This window comes from Staphylococcus felis (assembly GCF_003012915.1).
GTDB classification, from domain to species: domain Bacteria; phylum Bacillota; class Bacilli; order Staphylococcales; family Staphylococcaceae; genus Staphylococcus; species Staphylococcus felis.
Genome location: NZ_CP027770.1, coordinates 1,283,944 through 1,299,118, shown reverse-complemented (window position 1 = coordinate 1,299,118; position 15,175 = coordinate 1,283,944). Strand labels below are relative to the sequence as shown.

The following is a 15,175-nucleotide window of genomic DNA, read 5'->3' as shown; positions in this document are numbered from 1 at the left end:
CCAGAATCATCTTTCAAGGTAATTATGGCATCATAACTAGGTTCAATATCAAAAATAAGAATTTCATCCATAGTACCATCAAGTTTCTTCACTTCTATTACTTCATGAGTGTATTTAGGTATTCTATATAAATGTTCGAAAGGTGCCTCAATATAAACTTCTTTCTTTTTTGCTTTTGAATGATTAAATCCTGAAATTTCCCCATTATCTTCAATACCGATTACCAGTTTGCCGCCTTCAGCATTTGCAAACGCACTAATGTGTTGAGCAACATCTTTAGGATTTATAGACGCCCTCTTTCGATCTAGAAGTTGTCCTTCAACCTCAGTTTGCAAATATTCAATATACTTACTACTAGTCATATATAAACCTCGCAATCACGTATCTTATTGACTTTATTATAACATTCAATAAGATATCTATCGAATATCATTATAACCTCTATCTGCTTGTCGTACGAATCCCAAAGAAAAATCAGGTCATTTCATATGGTTTCCTACAGATGCATATAATTGAATTTCAAACAGTATTCAAACAAAATAGTTCCTCCTAGGGGTAACTAAATCTATCAATAAAACGCAATCAAAACCACCCATGTGAACGGGTGGTTTGTTCTGAGGATGAAACCACTGTTACTGACCAGCCCTTTTAAGGCTACTGAGAAAATCAGCCAACCGTACTACTTTCTCAGCGACCCTTAAAAGGGTTTTATTTTTTCCTCAACTTTTTATTCTCTTCCCCTGTAAATGGATTTATGCATTCCATCATTGTGATTTGTTCTGCTACGATATCCTCTTGTAATTGATTTCGTATATATTCTTCTATTACCTTTTTATTTCTTCCAACTGTATCTACATAAAAACCTTTGCACCAAAACTTTCTATTTACATATATATATTTCAAATGTCCATGTCTATCAAAAATCATTATGGTATGTCAACAGATTTCTAGCATGTTGAGGAGCCTATTTTAATATAACGGTAAAACCTTTCCGGAACTATACACATAGCGCATAGTTTACTTTTATTCAAAATATAGCCCCTACTCATTTGTATTCCAGTATGGGCTATAAGACATTTGCCATATAAAACTTTACGGCTTCATATTCTGCTTTGTTATATTTAATATCATGTCTCATAGATATTTTAGTTGCGAGTTCATTTGTTTGTTCAACAATATGTTTGATATTTTCATTTATAGATTCTAGACTATCATTACAACTGATTTTTATTAAACTATCATTTATTTCTTCATTTTCTAAAATATGTTGATTCACTTTTCCAAAGTTATATTCTTCTAAATAGCTTTCCGATAAAATATACTGTTTTATCAATTTAATATAAGCAGTTTTTACTGGATTAGATAACATATATTCCGCATACATATAGTCTTTTCTAGCAATCCCTTTAATGACATAGGTGCTAACCCAATATATTTCATTGACTATCTTATCAAATTCATATTGTTTGGCTACTTTTGTAACGTACATCTCTTCTTCTTTATTAAAATTAAATGATTGATAATTCCCTGTCTTATCTAATAAAACTTTAGAGTAAGCATCATCTATATTTTCTAAGATTCTGCCGGGACGTATCAATCTCAAGTCAATTCTTGTCATATCTTGAAATTGCATGAGGTACCCATACACATCGTATTGTTTCTTATCAGGTTCAAAATCAGGCTCCTGCATAATTAATATATCACCAAATTGTTTGTGCCATTCTTTATCTTTAATAATTTGATCAATATATTTAGTTGCAAAAATAATATCGTAATCTTGAAATTGGTCTTTCAAACTATTCGGATTAGCTCTCGATCCATTTAATAAAACCGCTTCAATTCTTTTATCTTTTTTTGCTATATCAGTAATTAAATCAAACACCTTTTGTTGATTGTGCAAAATATTCACCTTCTTAATTAACCTCCTTTTTAATTCTATAGATTTTTATACATACAAATTAATTTTATTTAATAACTTCTAGTTTTTCGTAACACTTCATTGCACATTCATTAAATTTAGCAACTGATAATGTTATTTTATTAACTTTATAATTTTTAACAATATATTTTAAAGTCTTTTCAATAAAACTACTTCCATTGCCTTTTCCATTTAAATCAGGTTTCATATCTAAACCGTAATCAATAATACCCGGAACTGAATTATCAATTACAAAATACCCTATTAATTGATTAGATTCTAAAACTTCAAAGTATTTATCTCCCCGTTGTTTAGGAGATAGTAACTCTTCATAACCTTCTATGTCTTCTGTTGCATCATAAGATTGATAAATCCCTTGTGTATTCTGCTACTTGATCTTTACTTTTATTTTTCATTAATTCAATATTCAACTGCATATTACAAATATTAATTCCATTTTATTTACATATAATTATATATTTAATATTCAGAAAATAATAGAATTAAAAAACACCCTCCAGCAATGCTGAAGAGTGTTGAAATATAATATCTCAATATTAACGTTTTGAGAATTGTGGTGAACGACGTGCTTTTTTAAGACCTGGTTTTTTACGTTCTTTCATACGTGGGTCACGAGTAAGTAATCCAGCGCGTTTTAAAGAACCTCTGTATTCAGGATCTGCTTCTAATAATGCACGTGCAATACCGTGACGGATTGCTTGAGCTTGTCCTGTGAATCCACCACCGTGTACGTTAACTAATACGTCATAGTTTCCTTTAGTTTCAGTGACATCAAATGGTTGGTTTAAGTCTAAGATTAATGATTCGAATGGTAAGTAGTCACGTACGTCACGATTGTTAACTTTAATGTTACCTTCACCTGGTACTAAACGTACACGTGCTACTGAGTTTTTACGACGGCCTGTGCCTTTATATTCAACTTGTGCCAATGTAATTTCCTCCTTCTAATTAACCACGTAACTCGTAGTTTTCTGGTTGTTGTGCAGCGTGTGGATGTTCAGCGCCACCATAAACGAATAATTTTTTACCTTGTTTTTCGCCTAAACGTGAACTTGGTAGCATACCTTTGATAGAAGTTTCAAGTAAACGTTCTGGGTTCGTGCGTTTTAATTCACCAGCAGTGATTGATTTTAAACCACCTGGGTGATTTGAGTGACGGTAGTAAATTTTGTCTTGCTCTTTGTTACCAGTGAATTCGATTTTAGATGCGTTGATGATGATTACGTAGTCACCTGTATCAACGTGTGGTGTGTAAGTCACTTTATTTTTACCGCGTAAGATAGATGCGACTTCTGAAGATAAACGGCCTAATGTTTGCCCTTCAGCGTCAACAACGTACCATTTGCGTTCAATGTTTGATTCGTTAGCCATAAATGTTTGACGCATAATATTGTCCTCCTAGTGAATAAATAATACTGAGTTTCGAAATGTGTTGCATTAACAATTTTAAACGAGTTAATTTATTCCGTTAACTGTTGCTCTGTCCTGCTTCTATATCTTGTAACACAATAAGTTTCCGGGGCTTATCGTGGGGTGATATAAAACAATACCGTTAACTATGATATAATTTTTACCGCAAATTGTCAATGTGTTTCGATGAATTTTGTAGTGATTTTTTATAATGAATTCGGATATTTGAACCGAAATCTTCCTTCAACTTATCTTCTGATAGATAGACCTTCTCAAGGTACAGTCCTTCTGCTGGTGCTGTATGTGGTACACGATTGCGATCTTTCACTTCTAAAAGTTCTGCTACCTCATCTGCACGGCGTTTGCCTTTACCGACTTCTATCAAAAATGCCATAATGACACGTACCATATTGTATAAAAAGCCAGATCCTGTAATGACAAAATCTAATCCTTCTGCCGTCACTTCTATACGGCTTTCATATATTGTGCGCTCTTTACTATGCACTTCTGTTTTTTGTGAACAAAATGATGTAAAGTCATGTGTTCCCATAAATTGTACTGCTGCTTGTTGCATCGCTTCGACATCAAGTCTATCTGAGACGAAAGTTTTAAGTTGTGCTTGAAATGGGTCACGATGCGTTGATTGGTATATGGCGTATCGATATGTTTTTCCGACACAGTCATAACGGCAATGAAAATCTTCTGAAACAAATGTTACTTCATGGACATAAATATCATCTGGTAATGCGCGGTTCATCGCATATTGCCACTGTTCAGGTGCGATATTCAAGTCTGTATCAAAGTGAAAATATTGGACTTTGGCATGGACACCTCGATCAGTTCGGCTAGATGGATGAATACGTACAGGTTGTTGATGCATACGCTTTAATATCTTTTCGAAATAGCCTTGTACTGTGCGACCTTGATTTTGAATTTGAAATCCTAAAAATTGTCCACCATGGTAACTTATTTTGACTAGCACTCTTTGCATGATTGATGTCCTTTCTAAAAAATATGTTTAATCATTAGTGAAATCACACCTATCGGAATGATGGCTAATACGGTTATTGTATCTTTAACCTGCCACTTCAATGTGCGGTAGCTCGTTCTGACACTTTTGGCGTCATATCCTCTCACTTCCATTGCGACTGCAAGCTCTTCTGCACGTTGAAAAGCGGATATAAACAGTGGGATAAGAAGTGGTACAAATGCTTTAATGCGTTTGGCTAATGATCCAGAGCTAATATCTGACCCACGCGATTTTTGAGACAATATAATTTTGTCTAACTCTTCCATCAATGTTGGGATAAATCTTAATGCGATTGACATCATCATACTTAATGCCGATACAGGTATTTTGAGATAGTTCAGCGGCTTGAACAAACGATCAAACGCATCTGTTAAATCAAGCGGACTCGTCGTCAACGTCAAAATCGTTGAAACAATCATAATAAATGAAAGTCTCAAAACAATTAATGCCCCTTCATTAATCCCATTCGTATCAATACTGATGAAGCCCCATTCAACAAGTCGTGTACCTCCTTTGGTTAAAAAGAGATGCATGATAAAGGTAAAACCTAAAAAGATAAAAATGGGGATTAATCCTTTAAGTAAGAATCCTATTGGAATACGAGAGAAACGCAATATCGTGAATAATACAATCGCTAGCCAAATATAAGATAGCCAATCATGACTCATAAAAATAACGATAATAAAACAAAAGACAAATATAAATTTTGCACGTGGATCAAGTTGATGAATGATGGAATCAAGTGGTAGAAAGCGACCAATAATGAGTTTATCTTTCATTTTGCGCCCTCCAATCCTGATACATTTGTACAAAATCATCTTCTGTTAGTGCAAGATGATCAAATTGTATATTTAAACGCTGTTCTATGTCCTTTTGGAGCTTAACGATATCAGGAATGTCTAAATGCAAACGACGGACATATTCGCTTTGACAGAATAATTCTGATGGTGTCATTTCACAACTCATTGTTCCTTTTTGCATGACTTTGACATACTCTGCGTATTCTGCTACATCATTCATATCATGGGTAACAAGAATAATTGTTTTCCCTTCTTCTATTTGCAATCGCTTGAAAAGATTCATCAATTGACGCTTACTCTTAGGATCAAGTCCTGCTGTCGGTTCATCAAGAACGAGAATATCTGGATTCATCGCTAATATGGCAACGAGTGCTACTTTACGCATCTGTCCCCCTGATAATAAGAATGGAGACTGTTGCATAACTTGCTCAGCATTAAATCCGAGTCTCGTCAGCATTTCAATGGCTTTATGACGTGCTTCATCTAAATCTTGTCCGTAATTCTTAGGGCCAAATAACACTTCCTTTTCGACAGTTTCCTCAAATAATTGAGATTCTGGAAATTGAAAAACCATCCCTACTGTTTTACGAACTGACTTTAGTTGCTTATCTTTCGTTTTATGGTCAATTGCCATCTCATTGAAATACATTGTGCCACGTGTTGCCTTAAGTAACCCATTTAAATGTTGAATCATAGTCGACTTGCCTGAACCTGTTTTACCTATAATTGCATAATAACGCCCTTCTACAAATTCAGTTGTAATTTGATTCAGTGCTAAATATTCATAGGGTGTCTTCTTTTGATAAATATATGAAACGTCATCAAATTTAATCATGTTAGACTCTCCAATAATTCGTCGTAGTTCAAATAGTTATGGCCTAAATTCAGCTTTTGTGCCATTCGCATTTCGAAGGGCAAATCAAGTCCCATCTCTAATAGCTGTGGTGCCTGTTCAAAAATGGATTCCACTGTGCCAGACATTGCCACTTCACCTTGATTCATCACAATCACTTTGTCCGATGCAACGACTTCTGAGAGATCGTGTGTAATCGATATGACTGTCACATGATGAATGTGATTCAGCTTTTGAATCATTTCAAGTATCTCTCGTTTTCCTTCAGGGTCCAACATTGCAGTCGCTTCATCTAAAATAATAATTTGAGGCTGTAATGCTAAAACACCTGCGATTGCAACACGTTGCTTTTGCCCACCAGATAGCGCAACTGGCTCATGGTTTTGCTTGTCATACATGTCGACATCTTTGAGTACACGTTTGACGATATCATGCATTTCGTGTGTGGGCACTGCCTTATTTTCCAATCCAAATGCCACGTCATATTTCACCGTTGATCCCACAAATTGATTGTCAGGATTTTGGAAAACAATACCTATATGGTTACGAAATGCTGACAATTCAGTATGCTTGATTGATGATTGATTGATTACAATATCCCCATCAAAATTCCCTTCTATGCCCGCAATCAATTTAGCAATGGTGGATTTGCCTGAACCGTTATGCCCAACAATGGATACCCATTGTCCTGCTTCCACCTCAAAATGAACATCTTTTAAAACTGTTGGACCGTGTTCGTCATATTGAAATGATACATTTTTAAATTGTAACAATGGGTGTTGGGTCATCTGTAACGCTCCTTTCAATGCCTTAACTCTATTCTACATGATTCATATCCATTAATAAATTGTATTCAACTCTGCCTAGTGTGATATCTTCCATCATCTAAGCTATCTATGTATTTAACTTTTCGCTATGTATAAAACTAGACCTACACAAAGGCAGGTCTATATTAGTAATGATGCTATTCAAATGATAAAAATACAACTCAATAAAAAAGCGCGCACCCCATCTTATTGAGTTCACGCTTTGTCGTCAATATTCAGTTAGATGGGGTACTCTGAGCTAGACAATATCTGTATGTGGCAAACATTATCGTTGCACTCATTTGCTTTAAATGTAGTAGTGTGTATTTAAATTAAACTAATTCAATAATTACTTTAAGTGCACCGTCACCATGACGTGGCGCTACTTTAAGAATACGTGTGTAACCACCTTGGCGCTCTTGATAACGATCAGCAATCTCACCAAATAATTTTTGTAAAGCTGTTTGCGTTGTTTCATCTTCATTTAAGATTTCAACATTTTGCAAAGTTTTTGCAGCTTGACGACGAGATGCTAAGTCACCTTTTTTACCTAAAGTGATCAATTTTTCAACAACACTGCGTAATTCTTTTGCACGTGCTTCTGTTGTTTCGATACGCTCACTAACGATTAAAGATGTCGCTAAGTTACGTAACATTGCTTTACGGTGATCTGAAGTACGACCTAATTTTCTGTAACCCATGAGTTAACCTCCTTTATCAATCTTCTTTTCTTAGACCTAAACCTAAGTCTTCTAATTTGTATTTTACTTCTTCAAGAGACTTACGACCTAAGTTACGAACTTTCATCATATCAGCCTCTGATTTGTCAGCGAGTTCTTGTACTGAGTTGATACCTGCACGTTTAAGACAGTTGTATGAACGTACTGATAAGTCTAATTCTTCAATAGACATTTCAAGCACTTTTTCTTTTTGATCTTCTTCTTTTTCGATCATGATTTCAGCATTTTGTGCTTCATCAGTTAATCCAACGAAGATGTTTAAATGCTCAGTCATAATTTTAGCTGCAAGGGATACTGATTCTTGTGGTGTAATTGATCCATCAGTCCATACATCTAATGTTAATTTGTCAAAGTCTGAACTTTGACCCACACGTGTATTTTCAACTGTATAATTCACACGTTCAACTGGTGAATACAGTGAATCAACTGGAATCACACCAATTGGCATATCGCTTGAGTTATTTTGATCAGCTAAAGCATATCCACGACCTTTGTTTGCAACAAGACGCAATTTAAGGTGTCCACCTTGAGAGACTGTTGCGATTTTTAAGTCAGGATTTAAGATCTCTACATCACTGTCATGTGTGATATCTTTCGCAGTAACTTCGCCTTCTTCTTTAACGTCAATTTCAAGTGTTTTTTCTTCTTCTGAATATATTTTAAGCGCTAACTTTTTAATATTCATAATGATTGTCGACACATCTTCTACAACGTTATCAATCGCTGAGAATTCGTGTAAAACACCTTCAATTTCGATATATTTCACAGCCGCACCTGGTAATGATGATAGTAGGATACGACGTAAGGAGTTTCCTAGTGTAGTACCATAACCGCGTTCTAATGGTTCAACAACGAACTTACCGAATTTAGCATCATCACTAACTTCAATTGTTTCAATTCTAGGTTTCTCAATTTCAATCATTTATTTATCCTCCTTAAGAACGTCGACTTGCATAAACTATAATTTCGGTGTTTAGTGACATATTGAAAACTTAAATTATACGCGACGACGTTTCGGTGGACGACAACCGTTGTGTGGTACTGGAGTAACGTCTTTAATCGCTGTTACTTCTAAACCTGCTGATTGTAATGCACGGATTGCTGACTCACGTCCAGGACCAGGTCCTTTTACAGTTACTTCAACTGATTTTAAGCCATGTTCCATAGCAGATTTTGAAGCTGTTTCTGAAGCCATTTGAGCTGCGAATGGCGTAGATTTTTTAGAACCTTTAAATCCAAGTGCACCTGCTGATGACCAAGATAATGCATTACCAAATTCATCAGTAATAGTTACAATTGTGTTGTTGAATGTTGAACGGATGTGTGCAACACCATTTTCAATATTCTTTTTAACTCTACGTTTACGAGATACTTGTTTACGTGCCATAGTTTAATGTGCCTCCTTTACCTATTATTTTTTCTTGTTAGCTACAGTTTTAACTGGGCCTTTACGAGTACGCGCGTTGTTTTTCGTTTTTTGACCATTAACTGGTAAACCACGACGGTGACGGATACCACGGTATGATGAAATTTCCATTAAACGTTTGATGTTTAAGTTTGTTTCACGACGTAAGTCACCTTCAACTTTATAACCGTCTACAACTTCACGAATACGACCTAACTCATCATCAGTTAAATCTTTTACACGTGTGTCAGCTGAAACGTTAGCTGCTTCGATGATTTCTTGTGCTGTGCTTTTACCGATACCGTAAATATAAGTTAATGAGATCACGACACGCTTGTCACGTGGGATATCAATTCCTGCTATACGAGCCATATTATTTACACCTCTCTTTTAATTAACCTTGTTTTTGTTTGTGTTTAGGGTTTTCACAAATTACCATGACTTTACCTTTACGTTTAATGACTTTACATTTTTCGCAAATTGGTTTTACTGATGGTCTTACTTTCATTTTTATACCTCCTTCAGTGATGGAGTGACAATTATTTATAACGATATGTGATTCTACCGCGTGTTAAATCATACGGAGACATTTCTACTGTTACTTTATCGCCAGGTAAAATACGAATATAGTTCATACGAATCTTACCACTCACGTGCGCTAAGATTTCATGACCATTTTCTAATTCTACTTTAAACATTGCATTTGGTAAAGTGTCTAGCACTGTACCTTCAAGTTCAATTACATCTTGTTTCGCCATTAATTAACTCCTCCTTTTCAGTTGTAAGGATCATTGAATATCAACTCGATAATAGTGGCTTGGATGAATTACTTCTAAAGGATATCGTTAAATAACTTGTCACAATCATTAATGCATTACTTCAAGGTTAACGACTTTAAAAGTGATACTCCCCAAGTCGCAACTATTTAATAGATTCTAAAATATTAATAACGTCTTCTGTAACTTCATCAATATGTTTAGAGCCGTCAATATTTTTCAAAATACCTTGTTCGTTATAAAAATCTAAAATCGGCTTAGATTGCTTAACGTTTACTTCTAAACGATTCGCAACTGTTTCTGGGTTGTCATCTTTACGTTGGTAAAGTTTACCACCGTCAATATCACAAACACCTTCAACCTTTGGAGGATTGAAAACAAGATGATACGTTGTGCCACAAGTCCCACAAATACGACGACCTGTTAGGCGATTCATAAGCTCTTCTTCTGGAACCTCAATATTCACAACAGCATCAATTGATCGATCAAGCTCACTTAAAATAGTGTCAAGTGCTTTGGCTTGCTCTATTGTGCGAGGAAATCCATCTAATAGAAAACCTTTTTTTGCATCGTCTTCAGAAATACGTTCTTTGACAATCCCTACTGTCACTTCATCTGGTACTAACTCACCGCGATCTGTGTAAGATTTTGCAACTTTCCCCAATTCTGTTTCTTCTTTGATAGCTTTTCTAAACATATCACCTGTAGAAATATGAGGAATTGGGTATTTTTTAACAATCTCACTCGCTTGAGTCCCTTTACCAGCACCAGGTAGACCCATTAAGATAATATTCATAAACGCCCTCCTATGAATTAGCGTCGACCAAAGCCTTTATACTCTTTTTCATTCACTTGTGCTTCTAAGCTCTTCATCGTTTCAATCGCTACACCGATAACGATTAATAAACTTGTACCACCGACTTGAATCGCTTGTGGTAAGTTCATCAATTTAGTTGCTAAAATCGGTAATATAGCAATAACCGCTAAGAAAATAGAACCAACAAATGTCAAACGGTATAAAACTTTAGTGATATATTTTTTAGTTTGTTCACCTGGACGAATCCCTGGAACATAACTACCTTGCTTCTTCAGATTCTCTGACATCTTTTCAGGGTTAACTTGCACAAATGCATAGAAATAAGCAAATGCGATAATCAAGATAACATAGACAATCATTCCAATATTATTAGAAGGATCAGCATATTGTCCTATTTTTTGAGCCCAGTCTGCTTTAGGGAAAAATAGAGTTAACGTTCTTGGTAATAAGAAGAACGCCATTGCAAAGATGACAGGAATTACCCCTGCAGAGTTCACTTTTAATGGTAGGTAAGTTGCTTGTGAACCAAGTCGCATATTGGCTTGTTTCTTAGCATATTGAATTGGTATTTTACGGATGGCTTGTAATACAAACACTGCACCGACAGTTAAAAGAATCATACCGATAATAAGGCCTGCCACTTTTAACCACGCTAGAGTTACATCATCTTGCCCAATAAACTCTTGTTGATAAAATTGAATGAGTGATGATGGTAGCGTTGATAAAATACCTGCAAAAATGATAATTGAAATACCATTACCAACACCATATTGCGTAATTTGTTCACCTAACCACATTAAAAATGCAGTCCCTGTTGTTAATACAACTGCGATTAATAAATATGTCCATGCCGATTGATTTTTTATCAATGCACCGTCAAGGTACGTATTAAATTGAAACGACATACCAATAGACTGAATAAATGCAAGAACAATTGTGAAATAACGTGTAAACGTATTTAGTTTTTTACGTCCAGTTTCACCTTGCTTTGCCCATTCAGTAAATTTTGGAACAATATCCATTTGCAGTAACTGCATAACGATCGAAGCAGTAATATAAGGCATAATCCCCATAGCAAATATGGAGAAGTTCTTCAAGGCACCTCCACCGAAAGTGTTAAGTAAATCAGTGACGCCTTGAGAACCTTGTTGATTATCAAAAGCTGATGGGTTTACACCAGGTGCTGGAATATACGTACCAATTTTGAAAATGACTAACATTGCAAGAGTAAAGAGTATCTTGTTTCGAACTTCTTTTGTTTTAAAGAAATTCATAACTGTGTGAAACATTAGATCACCTCGAATGCTCCGCCTTTCGCTTCAATAGCATCTTGAGCTGAAGCTGAGAATTTGTGTGCTTTAATTGTTAATTTTTTCTCTAAAGAACCATTACCTAATACTTTAATGCCAGATTTTTCACTTTTAACAACGCCTGTTTCAATTAATAATTCAGGTGTTACTTCAGTACCATCTTCGAATTTGTTAAGTTGGTCTAAATTAACAATAGCATATTCTTTGCGGTTAATGTTAGTGAAACCACGCTTTGGAATACGACGGAATAATGGTAATTGTCCACCTTCAAATCCTGGTCTTACTTTACCACCTGAACGTGCTTTTTGACCTTTTTGACCGCGACCACTTGTTTTACCATTACCTGTTGCCGCTCCACGACCTACACGGTTACGTACGTGACGTGAACCTTCTGATGGTTTTAACTCATGTAACTTCATTTGGGCACCTCCTTAATTATTTTTCTTCTACTGATACTAAGTGACTTACTTTATTGATTTGTCCACGAATTGCTGGGTTGTCCTCAACAACAACAGTTGAATTCACTTTTTTAAGACCTAAAGCTTTAACTGTTTTGCGTTGTGTTTCTGGACGACCGATAACGCTTCGAGTGAGGGTGATTTCTAATTTAGCCATTTAAATATGTCCCTCCTTAATTATATAATTCTTCTACTGATTTTCCACGTAAGCGTGCAACATCTTCAGCATTTTTAAGATTTTGTAAACCATCAATCGTTGCACGAACCATGTTGATTGGTGTGTTTGATCCTAATGATTTACTTAAGATATCAGTGATACCTGCAAGTTCTAATACGGCACGAACTGGTCCACCTGCGATAACCCCTGTACCAGGAGCAGCTGGTTTCATTAAAACACTTCCTGAACCGAAACGTCCAGTGATTGTGTGTGGTGTTGTACCATTTACACGAGGAATCGTGATAAGTTCTTTTTTAGCAGCTTCTACTGCTTTTTTGATAGCTTCAGGTACCTCTTGTGCTTTACCAGTACCGAAACCAACGCGACCATTTTTGTCTCCTACAACTACAAGTGCAGTGAATCGGAAATTACGACCACCTTTAACAACTTTAGCAACACGATTAATAGTTACTACGCGTTCTTCGAATTCTTTAACTTGTTCTTCTCTACGAGCCATTTAATTTGTCCCTCCTTTTAAATTAAAATTGAAGTCCATTTTCACGAGCAGCATCTGCTAATGCTTTTACACGACCATGGAATAAGTATCCACCACGATCAAAAACAACAGCTGTGATACCTTTTTCTGATGCAGCTTTAGCGATTGCTTCGCCGACTTTTGTTGCTTGTTCAACTTTAGTTGATGTAGCTTCAACGCCGCTATCTTTAGTAGATGCTTGAGCTAAAGTTACACCTTTAGTATCGTCAATGATTTGTGCGTAAATGTGTTTATTTGAACGGTATACGTTTAAACGTGGCTTTTCGCTAGTACCTGACAACTTCGTACGTACGCGAGCATGTCTTTTTAAACGCACTTTGTTTTTATCAATTTTGCTAATCATCTTAATACTCCTTTCTGTAGAGTTTATTTATTATTTACCAGTTTTACCTTCTTTACGACGAACATATTCACCTTGGTAACGAATACCTTTACCTTTATAAGGTTCTGGTGGACGAACATCACGAATTTTTGATGCAGTTGCACCAACTAACTCTTTGTCAATTCCTTCAACCTTAACTGTTGTGTTTTTCTCTACAGAGAAAGTAATACCTTCAGCAGCTTCGATTTCAACTGGATGTGAATATCCAACGTTTAATACAAGGTTTTTACCTTGAAGTTGGGCACGGTAACCGACACCAACAAGTTCAAGTGTTTTTTCGTATCCTTTAGATACACCTTGTACCATATTATTGATTAACGCACGAGTTGTACCATGAACAGTTCTGTGTTCTTTAGAATCTGATGGTCTAACAACTTCAAGTGTGTTTTCTTCTTGCTTGTAAGTCATTTCTTCATTTAAAGTTTGTGATAATTCACCTTTAGGTCCTTTAACAGAAACTGTATTACCATCGATAGTTACAGTTACGTCGCTAGGAATTTCAATTATTTTTTTACCGACACGGCTCATGTTATGGCACCTCCTTATTTAATATTACCAAATGTATGCTAGTACTTCTCCACCAACGTTGCGTTTTCTAGCTTCTTTATCAGTGATAACACCTTCTGAAGTAGATACTAATGCAATACCTAAACCGTTTAATACTTTAGGTACTTCGTTTGCTTTAGCATAAACACGTAAACCTGGTTTAGAAATACGTTTTAAACCTGTAATAACACGTTCGTTGTTTGAACCATATTTTAAGAATAAACGGATAACACCTTGTTTATCATCTTCGATATATTCTACATTTTTGATGAAACCTTCATTTTTAAGGATTTCAGCAATTTCTTTTTTAATATTTGATGCAGGTAATTCTAACTTTTCGTGACGCACCATGTTTGCGTTTCTTACACGAGTAAGCATATCTGCAATTGGATCTGACAATGTCATAGTTTGTTGCCTCCTTTCGAGAATTAAATTTTACCAGCTAGCTTTACGTACGCCAGGAATTTGACCTTTGTAAGCTAGTTCACGGAAACATATACGGCAAAGCTTGAATTTACGGAATACAGAATGTGGACGTCCACAACGTTCACAGCGAGTATATTCACGGACTTGGAACTTTTGTTTTCCTTGTTGCTTAGCAACCATTGATTTTTTAGCCACTTAATTAGCCTCCTTCAGAGATTATTTTTGAAATGGCATACCGAATTGCGTTAACAATTCACGAGCTTCCTCGTCAGTGTTAGCAGTCGTTACGATAACGATATCCATTCCACGTACTTTTGATACTTTATCATAGTCAATCTCAGGGAAAATAAGTTGTTCTTTAACACCTAATGTGTAGTTACCGCGACCATCAAATGCATTTTTAGAAACACCACGGAAGTCACGTACACGAGGTAATGATACTGAGATTAATTTGTCTAAGAATTCATACATTCTTTCACCACGTAAAGTTACTTTCGCACCAATTGGCATACCTTCACGTAGACGGAAAGTCGCAACTGATTTTTTAGCTTTCGTGATAAGCGGTTTTTGACCAGTGATTGCAGTTAACTCCTCAACAGCAGTGTCTAATACTTTAGAGTTTTGTACTGCATCACCAACACCCATGTTTACAACGATTTTGTCGATTTTTGGTACTTCCATTACTGAACTGTAGTTGAATTTTTTAACTAAGTTCTCTGTAACTTCTGAATTGAATTTTTCTTTTAAACGGTTCAAAGTGGATC

The 15,175-nt window shown here is 35.7% G+C and carries 24 protein-coding genes and 2 pseudogenes; all 26 read right to left on the bottom strand.

Going from position 1 to position 15,175, the window contains the following annotated elements; translation table 11 throughout:
• Positions 1-2: 2 nt before the first annotated feature.
• Positions 3-362 (bottom strand): annotated as a pseudogene (locus C7J90_RS06045) (AlbA family DNA-binding domain-containing protein); the annotation flags it as partial.
• 346 nt (positions 363-708) lie between these two features.
• Positions 709-933 (bottom strand): annotated as a pseudogene (locus C7J90_RS06040) (transposase); the annotation flags it as partial.
• Between the two features lie 133 nt (positions 934-1,066).
• Positions 1,067-1,909 (bottom strand): aminoglycoside 6-adenylyltransferase, encoded by an 843-nt coding sequence (locus C7J90_RS06035; protein ID WP_198456230.1) that lies wholly within the window; start codon positions 1,907-1,909, stop codon positions 1,067-1,069.
• Between the two features lie 55 nt (positions 1,910-1,964).
• Complete coding sequence (locus C7J90_RS12325; protein ID WP_274541252.1) at positions 1,965-2,261, bottom strand: GNAT family N-acetyltransferase; 297 nt, start codon at positions 2,259-2,261, stop codon at positions 1,965-1,967.
• Positions 2,262-2,475: 214 nt separating this feature from the next.
• Entirely contained in the window at positions 2,476-2,868 is a 393-nt protein-coding gene (rpsI, locus tag C7J90_RS06025) for a 30S ribosomal protein S9 (RefSeq protein ID WP_002450501.1), read from the bottom strand.
• Positions 2,869-2,887: 19 nt separating this feature from the next.
• On the bottom strand, positions 2,888-3,325 hold the full coding sequence (gene rplM, locus C7J90_RS06020; RefSeq protein ID WP_103208069.1) for a 50S ribosomal protein L13: 438 nt from the start codon (positions 3,323-3,325) through the stop codon (positions 2,888-2,890).
• A gap of 184 nt (positions 3,326-3,509) precedes the next feature.
• Positions 3,510-4,340, bottom strand: a complete 831-nt coding sequence (gene truA, locus C7J90_RS06015) for a tRNA pseudouridine(38-40) synthase TruA (protein WP_103208067.1) — start codon at positions 4,338-4,340, stop codon at positions 3,510-3,512.
• Positions 4,341-4,354: 14 nt separating this feature from the next.
• On the bottom strand, positions 4,355-5,158 hold the full coding sequence (locus C7J90_RS06010; RefSeq protein WP_103208065.1) for an energy-coupling factor transporter transmembrane component T family protein: 804 nt from the start codon (positions 5,156-5,158) through the stop codon (positions 4,355-4,357).
• Positions 5,148-6,014, bottom strand: coding sequence for an energy-coupling factor transporter ATPase (locus C7J90_RS06005; protein WP_103208064.1), 867 nt, complete (start codon positions 6,012-6,014; stop codon positions 5,148-5,150). Before C7J90_RS06005 ends, C7J90_RS06010 begins: the two co-directional genes overlap by 11 nt.
• Complete coding sequence (locus tag C7J90_RS06000) at positions 6,011-6,820, bottom strand: energy-coupling factor transporter ATPase (RefSeq protein ID WP_103208062.1); 810 nt, start codon at positions 6,818-6,820, stop codon at positions 6,011-6,013. The genes C7J90_RS06005 and C7J90_RS06000 overlap by 4 nt, the downstream gene beginning before the upstream one ends.
• 350 nt (positions 6,821-7,170) lie before the next feature.
• Positions 7,171-7,539 (bottom strand): 50S ribosomal protein L17, encoded by a 369-nt coding sequence (gene rplQ / locus C7J90_RS05995; RefSeq protein ID WP_103208061.1) that lies wholly within the window; start codon positions 7,537-7,539, stop codon positions 7,171-7,173.
• Positions 7,540-7,555: 16 nt separating this feature from the next.
• A complete protein-coding gene (locus C7J90_RS05990; RefSeq protein WP_103208059.1) occupies positions 7,556-8,500 on the bottom strand; it encodes a DNA-directed RNA polymerase subunit alpha in 945 nt (314 codons plus the stop codon).
• Between the two features lie 75 nt (positions 8,501-8,575).
• A complete protein-coding gene (rpsK, locus tag C7J90_RS05985; RefSeq protein ID WP_103208058.1) occupies positions 8,576-8,965 on the bottom strand; it encodes a 30S ribosomal protein S11 in 390 nt (129 codons plus the stop codon).
• Positions 8,966-8,989: 24 nt separating this feature from the next.
• The gene (gene rpsM / locus C7J90_RS05980; protein WP_103208056.1) at positions 8,990-9,355 is read right to left on the bottom strand and encodes a 30S ribosomal protein S13; all 366 of its coding nucleotides are present in this window, start codon (positions 9,353-9,355) and stop codon (positions 8,990-8,992) included.
• A 22-nt stretch (positions 9,356-9,377) separates the two neighbouring features.
• Positions 9,378-9,491 (bottom strand): 50S ribosomal protein L36, encoded by a 114-nt coding sequence (rpmJ, locus tag C7J90_RS05975; RefSeq protein ID WP_002509257.1) that lies wholly within the window; start codon positions 9,489-9,491, stop codon positions 9,378-9,380.
• Positions 9,492-9,522: 31 nt separating this feature from the next.
• On the bottom strand, positions 9,523-9,741 hold the full coding sequence (infA, locus tag C7J90_RS05970) for a translation initiation factor IF-1 (protein ID WP_001118443.1): 219 nt from the start codon (positions 9,739-9,741) through the stop codon (positions 9,523-9,525).
• A gap of 163 nt (positions 9,742-9,904) precedes the next feature.
• Positions 9,905-10,555, bottom strand: coding sequence for an adenylate kinase (locus C7J90_RS05965; RefSeq protein ID WP_103208055.1), 651 nt, complete (start codon positions 10,553-10,555; stop codon positions 9,905-9,907).
• Positions 10,556-10,572: 17 nt separating this feature from the next.
• A complete protein-coding gene (secY, locus tag C7J90_RS05960; protein ID WP_103208053.1) occupies positions 10,573-11,865 on the bottom strand; it encodes a preprotein translocase subunit SecY in 1,293 nt (430 codons plus the stop codon).
• Positions 11,865-12,305: a 50S ribosomal protein L15 gene (rplO, locus tag C7J90_RS05955; RefSeq protein ID WP_103208052.1), complete on the bottom strand. Its 441-nt coding sequence runs from the start codon at positions 12,303-12,305 to the stop codon at positions 11,865-11,867. The genes secY and rplO overlap by 1 nt, the downstream gene beginning before the upstream one ends.
• A 16-nt stretch (positions 12,306-12,321) precedes the next feature.
• Positions 12,322-12,501 carry a 50S ribosomal protein L30 gene (gene rpmD / locus C7J90_RS05950; protein ID WP_103208050.1) on the bottom strand — a complete coding sequence of 60 codons (180 nt, stop codon included), beginning with the start codon at positions 12,499-12,501 and terminating at the stop codon, positions 12,322-12,324.
• Between the two features lie 16 nt (positions 12,502-12,517).
• Entirely contained in the window at positions 12,518-13,018 is a 501-nt protein-coding gene (gene rpsE / locus C7J90_RS05945) for a 30S ribosomal protein S5 (RefSeq protein WP_103208049.1), read from the bottom strand.
• Between the two features lie 22 nt (positions 13,019-13,040).
• A complete protein-coding gene (gene rplR, locus C7J90_RS05940; protein WP_103208047.1) occupies positions 13,041-13,400 on the bottom strand; it encodes a 50S ribosomal protein L18 in 360 nt (119 codons plus the stop codon).
• Between the two features lie 30 nt (positions 13,401-13,430).
• Positions 13,431-13,967 carry a 50S ribosomal protein L6 gene (gene rplF, locus C7J90_RS05935; protein ID WP_103208046.1) on the bottom strand — a complete coding sequence of 179 codons (537 nt, stop codon included), beginning with the start codon at positions 13,965-13,967 and terminating at the stop codon, positions 13,431-13,433.
• Positions 13,968-13,991: 24 nt separating this feature from the next.
• Complete coding sequence (gene rpsH, locus C7J90_RS05930) at positions 13,992-14,390, bottom strand: 30S ribosomal protein S8 (RefSeq protein WP_014613226.1); 399 nt, start codon at positions 14,388-14,390, stop codon at positions 13,992-13,994.
• 30 nt (positions 14,391-14,420) lie between these two features.
• Complete coding sequence (locus C7J90_RS05925; RefSeq protein ID WP_103208044.1) at positions 14,421-14,606, bottom strand: type Z 30S ribosomal protein S14; 186 nt, start codon at positions 14,604-14,606, stop codon at positions 14,421-14,423.
• Positions 14,607-14,627: 21 nt separating this feature from the next.
• Positions 14,628-15,167, bottom strand: a complete 540-nt coding sequence (rplE, locus tag C7J90_RS05920) for a 50S ribosomal protein L5 (protein WP_103208043.1) — start codon at positions 15,165-15,167, stop codon at positions 14,628-14,630.
• Positions 15,168-15,175 lie beyond the last annotated feature (8 nt).

Bases quoted from the DNA above. Each gene is read 5' to 3' on its own strand.
- rplM (WP_103208069.1), bottom strand. From the start codon at position 3,325: ATGCGTCAAACATTTATGGCTAACGAATCAAACATTGAACGCAAATGG.
- truA (WP_103208067.1), bottom strand. From the start codon at position 4,340: ATGCAAAGAGTGCTAGTCAAAATAAGTTACCATGGTGGACAATTTTTA.
- C7J90_RS06010 (WP_103208065.1), bottom strand. From the start codon at position 5,158: ATGAAAGATAAACTCATTATTGGTCGCTTTCTACCACTTGATTCCATC.
- C7J90_RS06005 (WP_103208064.1), bottom strand. From the start codon at position 6,014: ATGATTAAATTTGATGACGTTTCATATATTTATCAAAAGAAGACACCC.
- C7J90_RS06000 (WP_103208062.1), bottom strand. From the start codon at position 6,820: ATGACCCAACACCCATTGTTACAATTTAAAAATGTATCATTTCAATAT.
- rplQ (WP_103208061.1), bottom strand. From the start codon at position 7,539: ATGGGTTACAGAAAATTAGGTCGTACTTCAGATCACCGTAAAGCAATG.
- C7J90_RS05990 (WP_103208059.1), bottom strand. From the start codon at position 8,500: ATGATTGAAATTGAGAAACCTAGAATTGAAACAATTGAAGTTAGTGAT.
- rpsK (WP_103208058.1), bottom strand. From the start codon at position 8,965: ATGGCACGTAAACAAGTATCTCGTAAACGTAGAGTTAAAAAGAATATT.
- rpsM (WP_103208056.1), bottom strand. From the start codon at position 9,355: ATGGCTCGTATAGCAGGAATTGATATCCCACGTGACAAGCGTGTCGTG.
- rpmJ (WP_002509257.1), bottom strand. From the start codon at position 9,491: ATGAAAGTAAGACCATCAGTAAAACCAATTTGCGAAAAATGTAAAGTC.
- infA (WP_001118443.1), bottom strand. From the start codon at position 9,741: ATGGCGAAACAAGATGTAATTGAACTTGAAGGTACAGTGCTAGACACT.
- C7J90_RS05965 (WP_103208055.1), bottom strand. From the start codon at position 10,555: ATGAATATTATCTTAATGGGTCTACCTGGTGCTGGTAAAGGGACTCAA.
- secY (WP_103208053.1), bottom strand. From the start codon at position 11,865: ATGTTTCACACAGTTATGAATTTCTTTAAAACAAAAGAAGTTCGAAAC.
- rplO (WP_103208052.1), bottom strand. From the start codon at position 12,305: ATGAAGTTACATGAGTTAAAACCATCAGAAGGTTCACGTCACGTACGT.
- rpmD (WP_103208050.1), bottom strand. From the start codon at position 12,501: ATGGCTAAATTAGAAATCACCCTCACTCGAAGCGTTATCGGTCGTCCA.
- rpsE (WP_103208049.1), bottom strand. From the start codon at position 13,018: ATGGCTCGTAGAGAAGAACAAGTTAAAGAATTCGAAGAACGCGTAGTA.
- rplR (WP_103208047.1), bottom strand. From the start codon at position 13,400: ATGATTAGCAAAATTGATAAAAACAAAGTGCGTTTAAAAAGACATGCT.
- rplF (WP_103208046.1), bottom strand. From the start codon at position 13,967: ATGAGCCGTGTCGGTAAAAAAATAATTGAAATTCCTAGCGACGTAACT.
- rpsH (WP_014613226.1), bottom strand. From the start codon at position 14,390: ATGACATTGTCAGATCCAATTGCAGATATGCTTACTCGTGTAAGAAAC.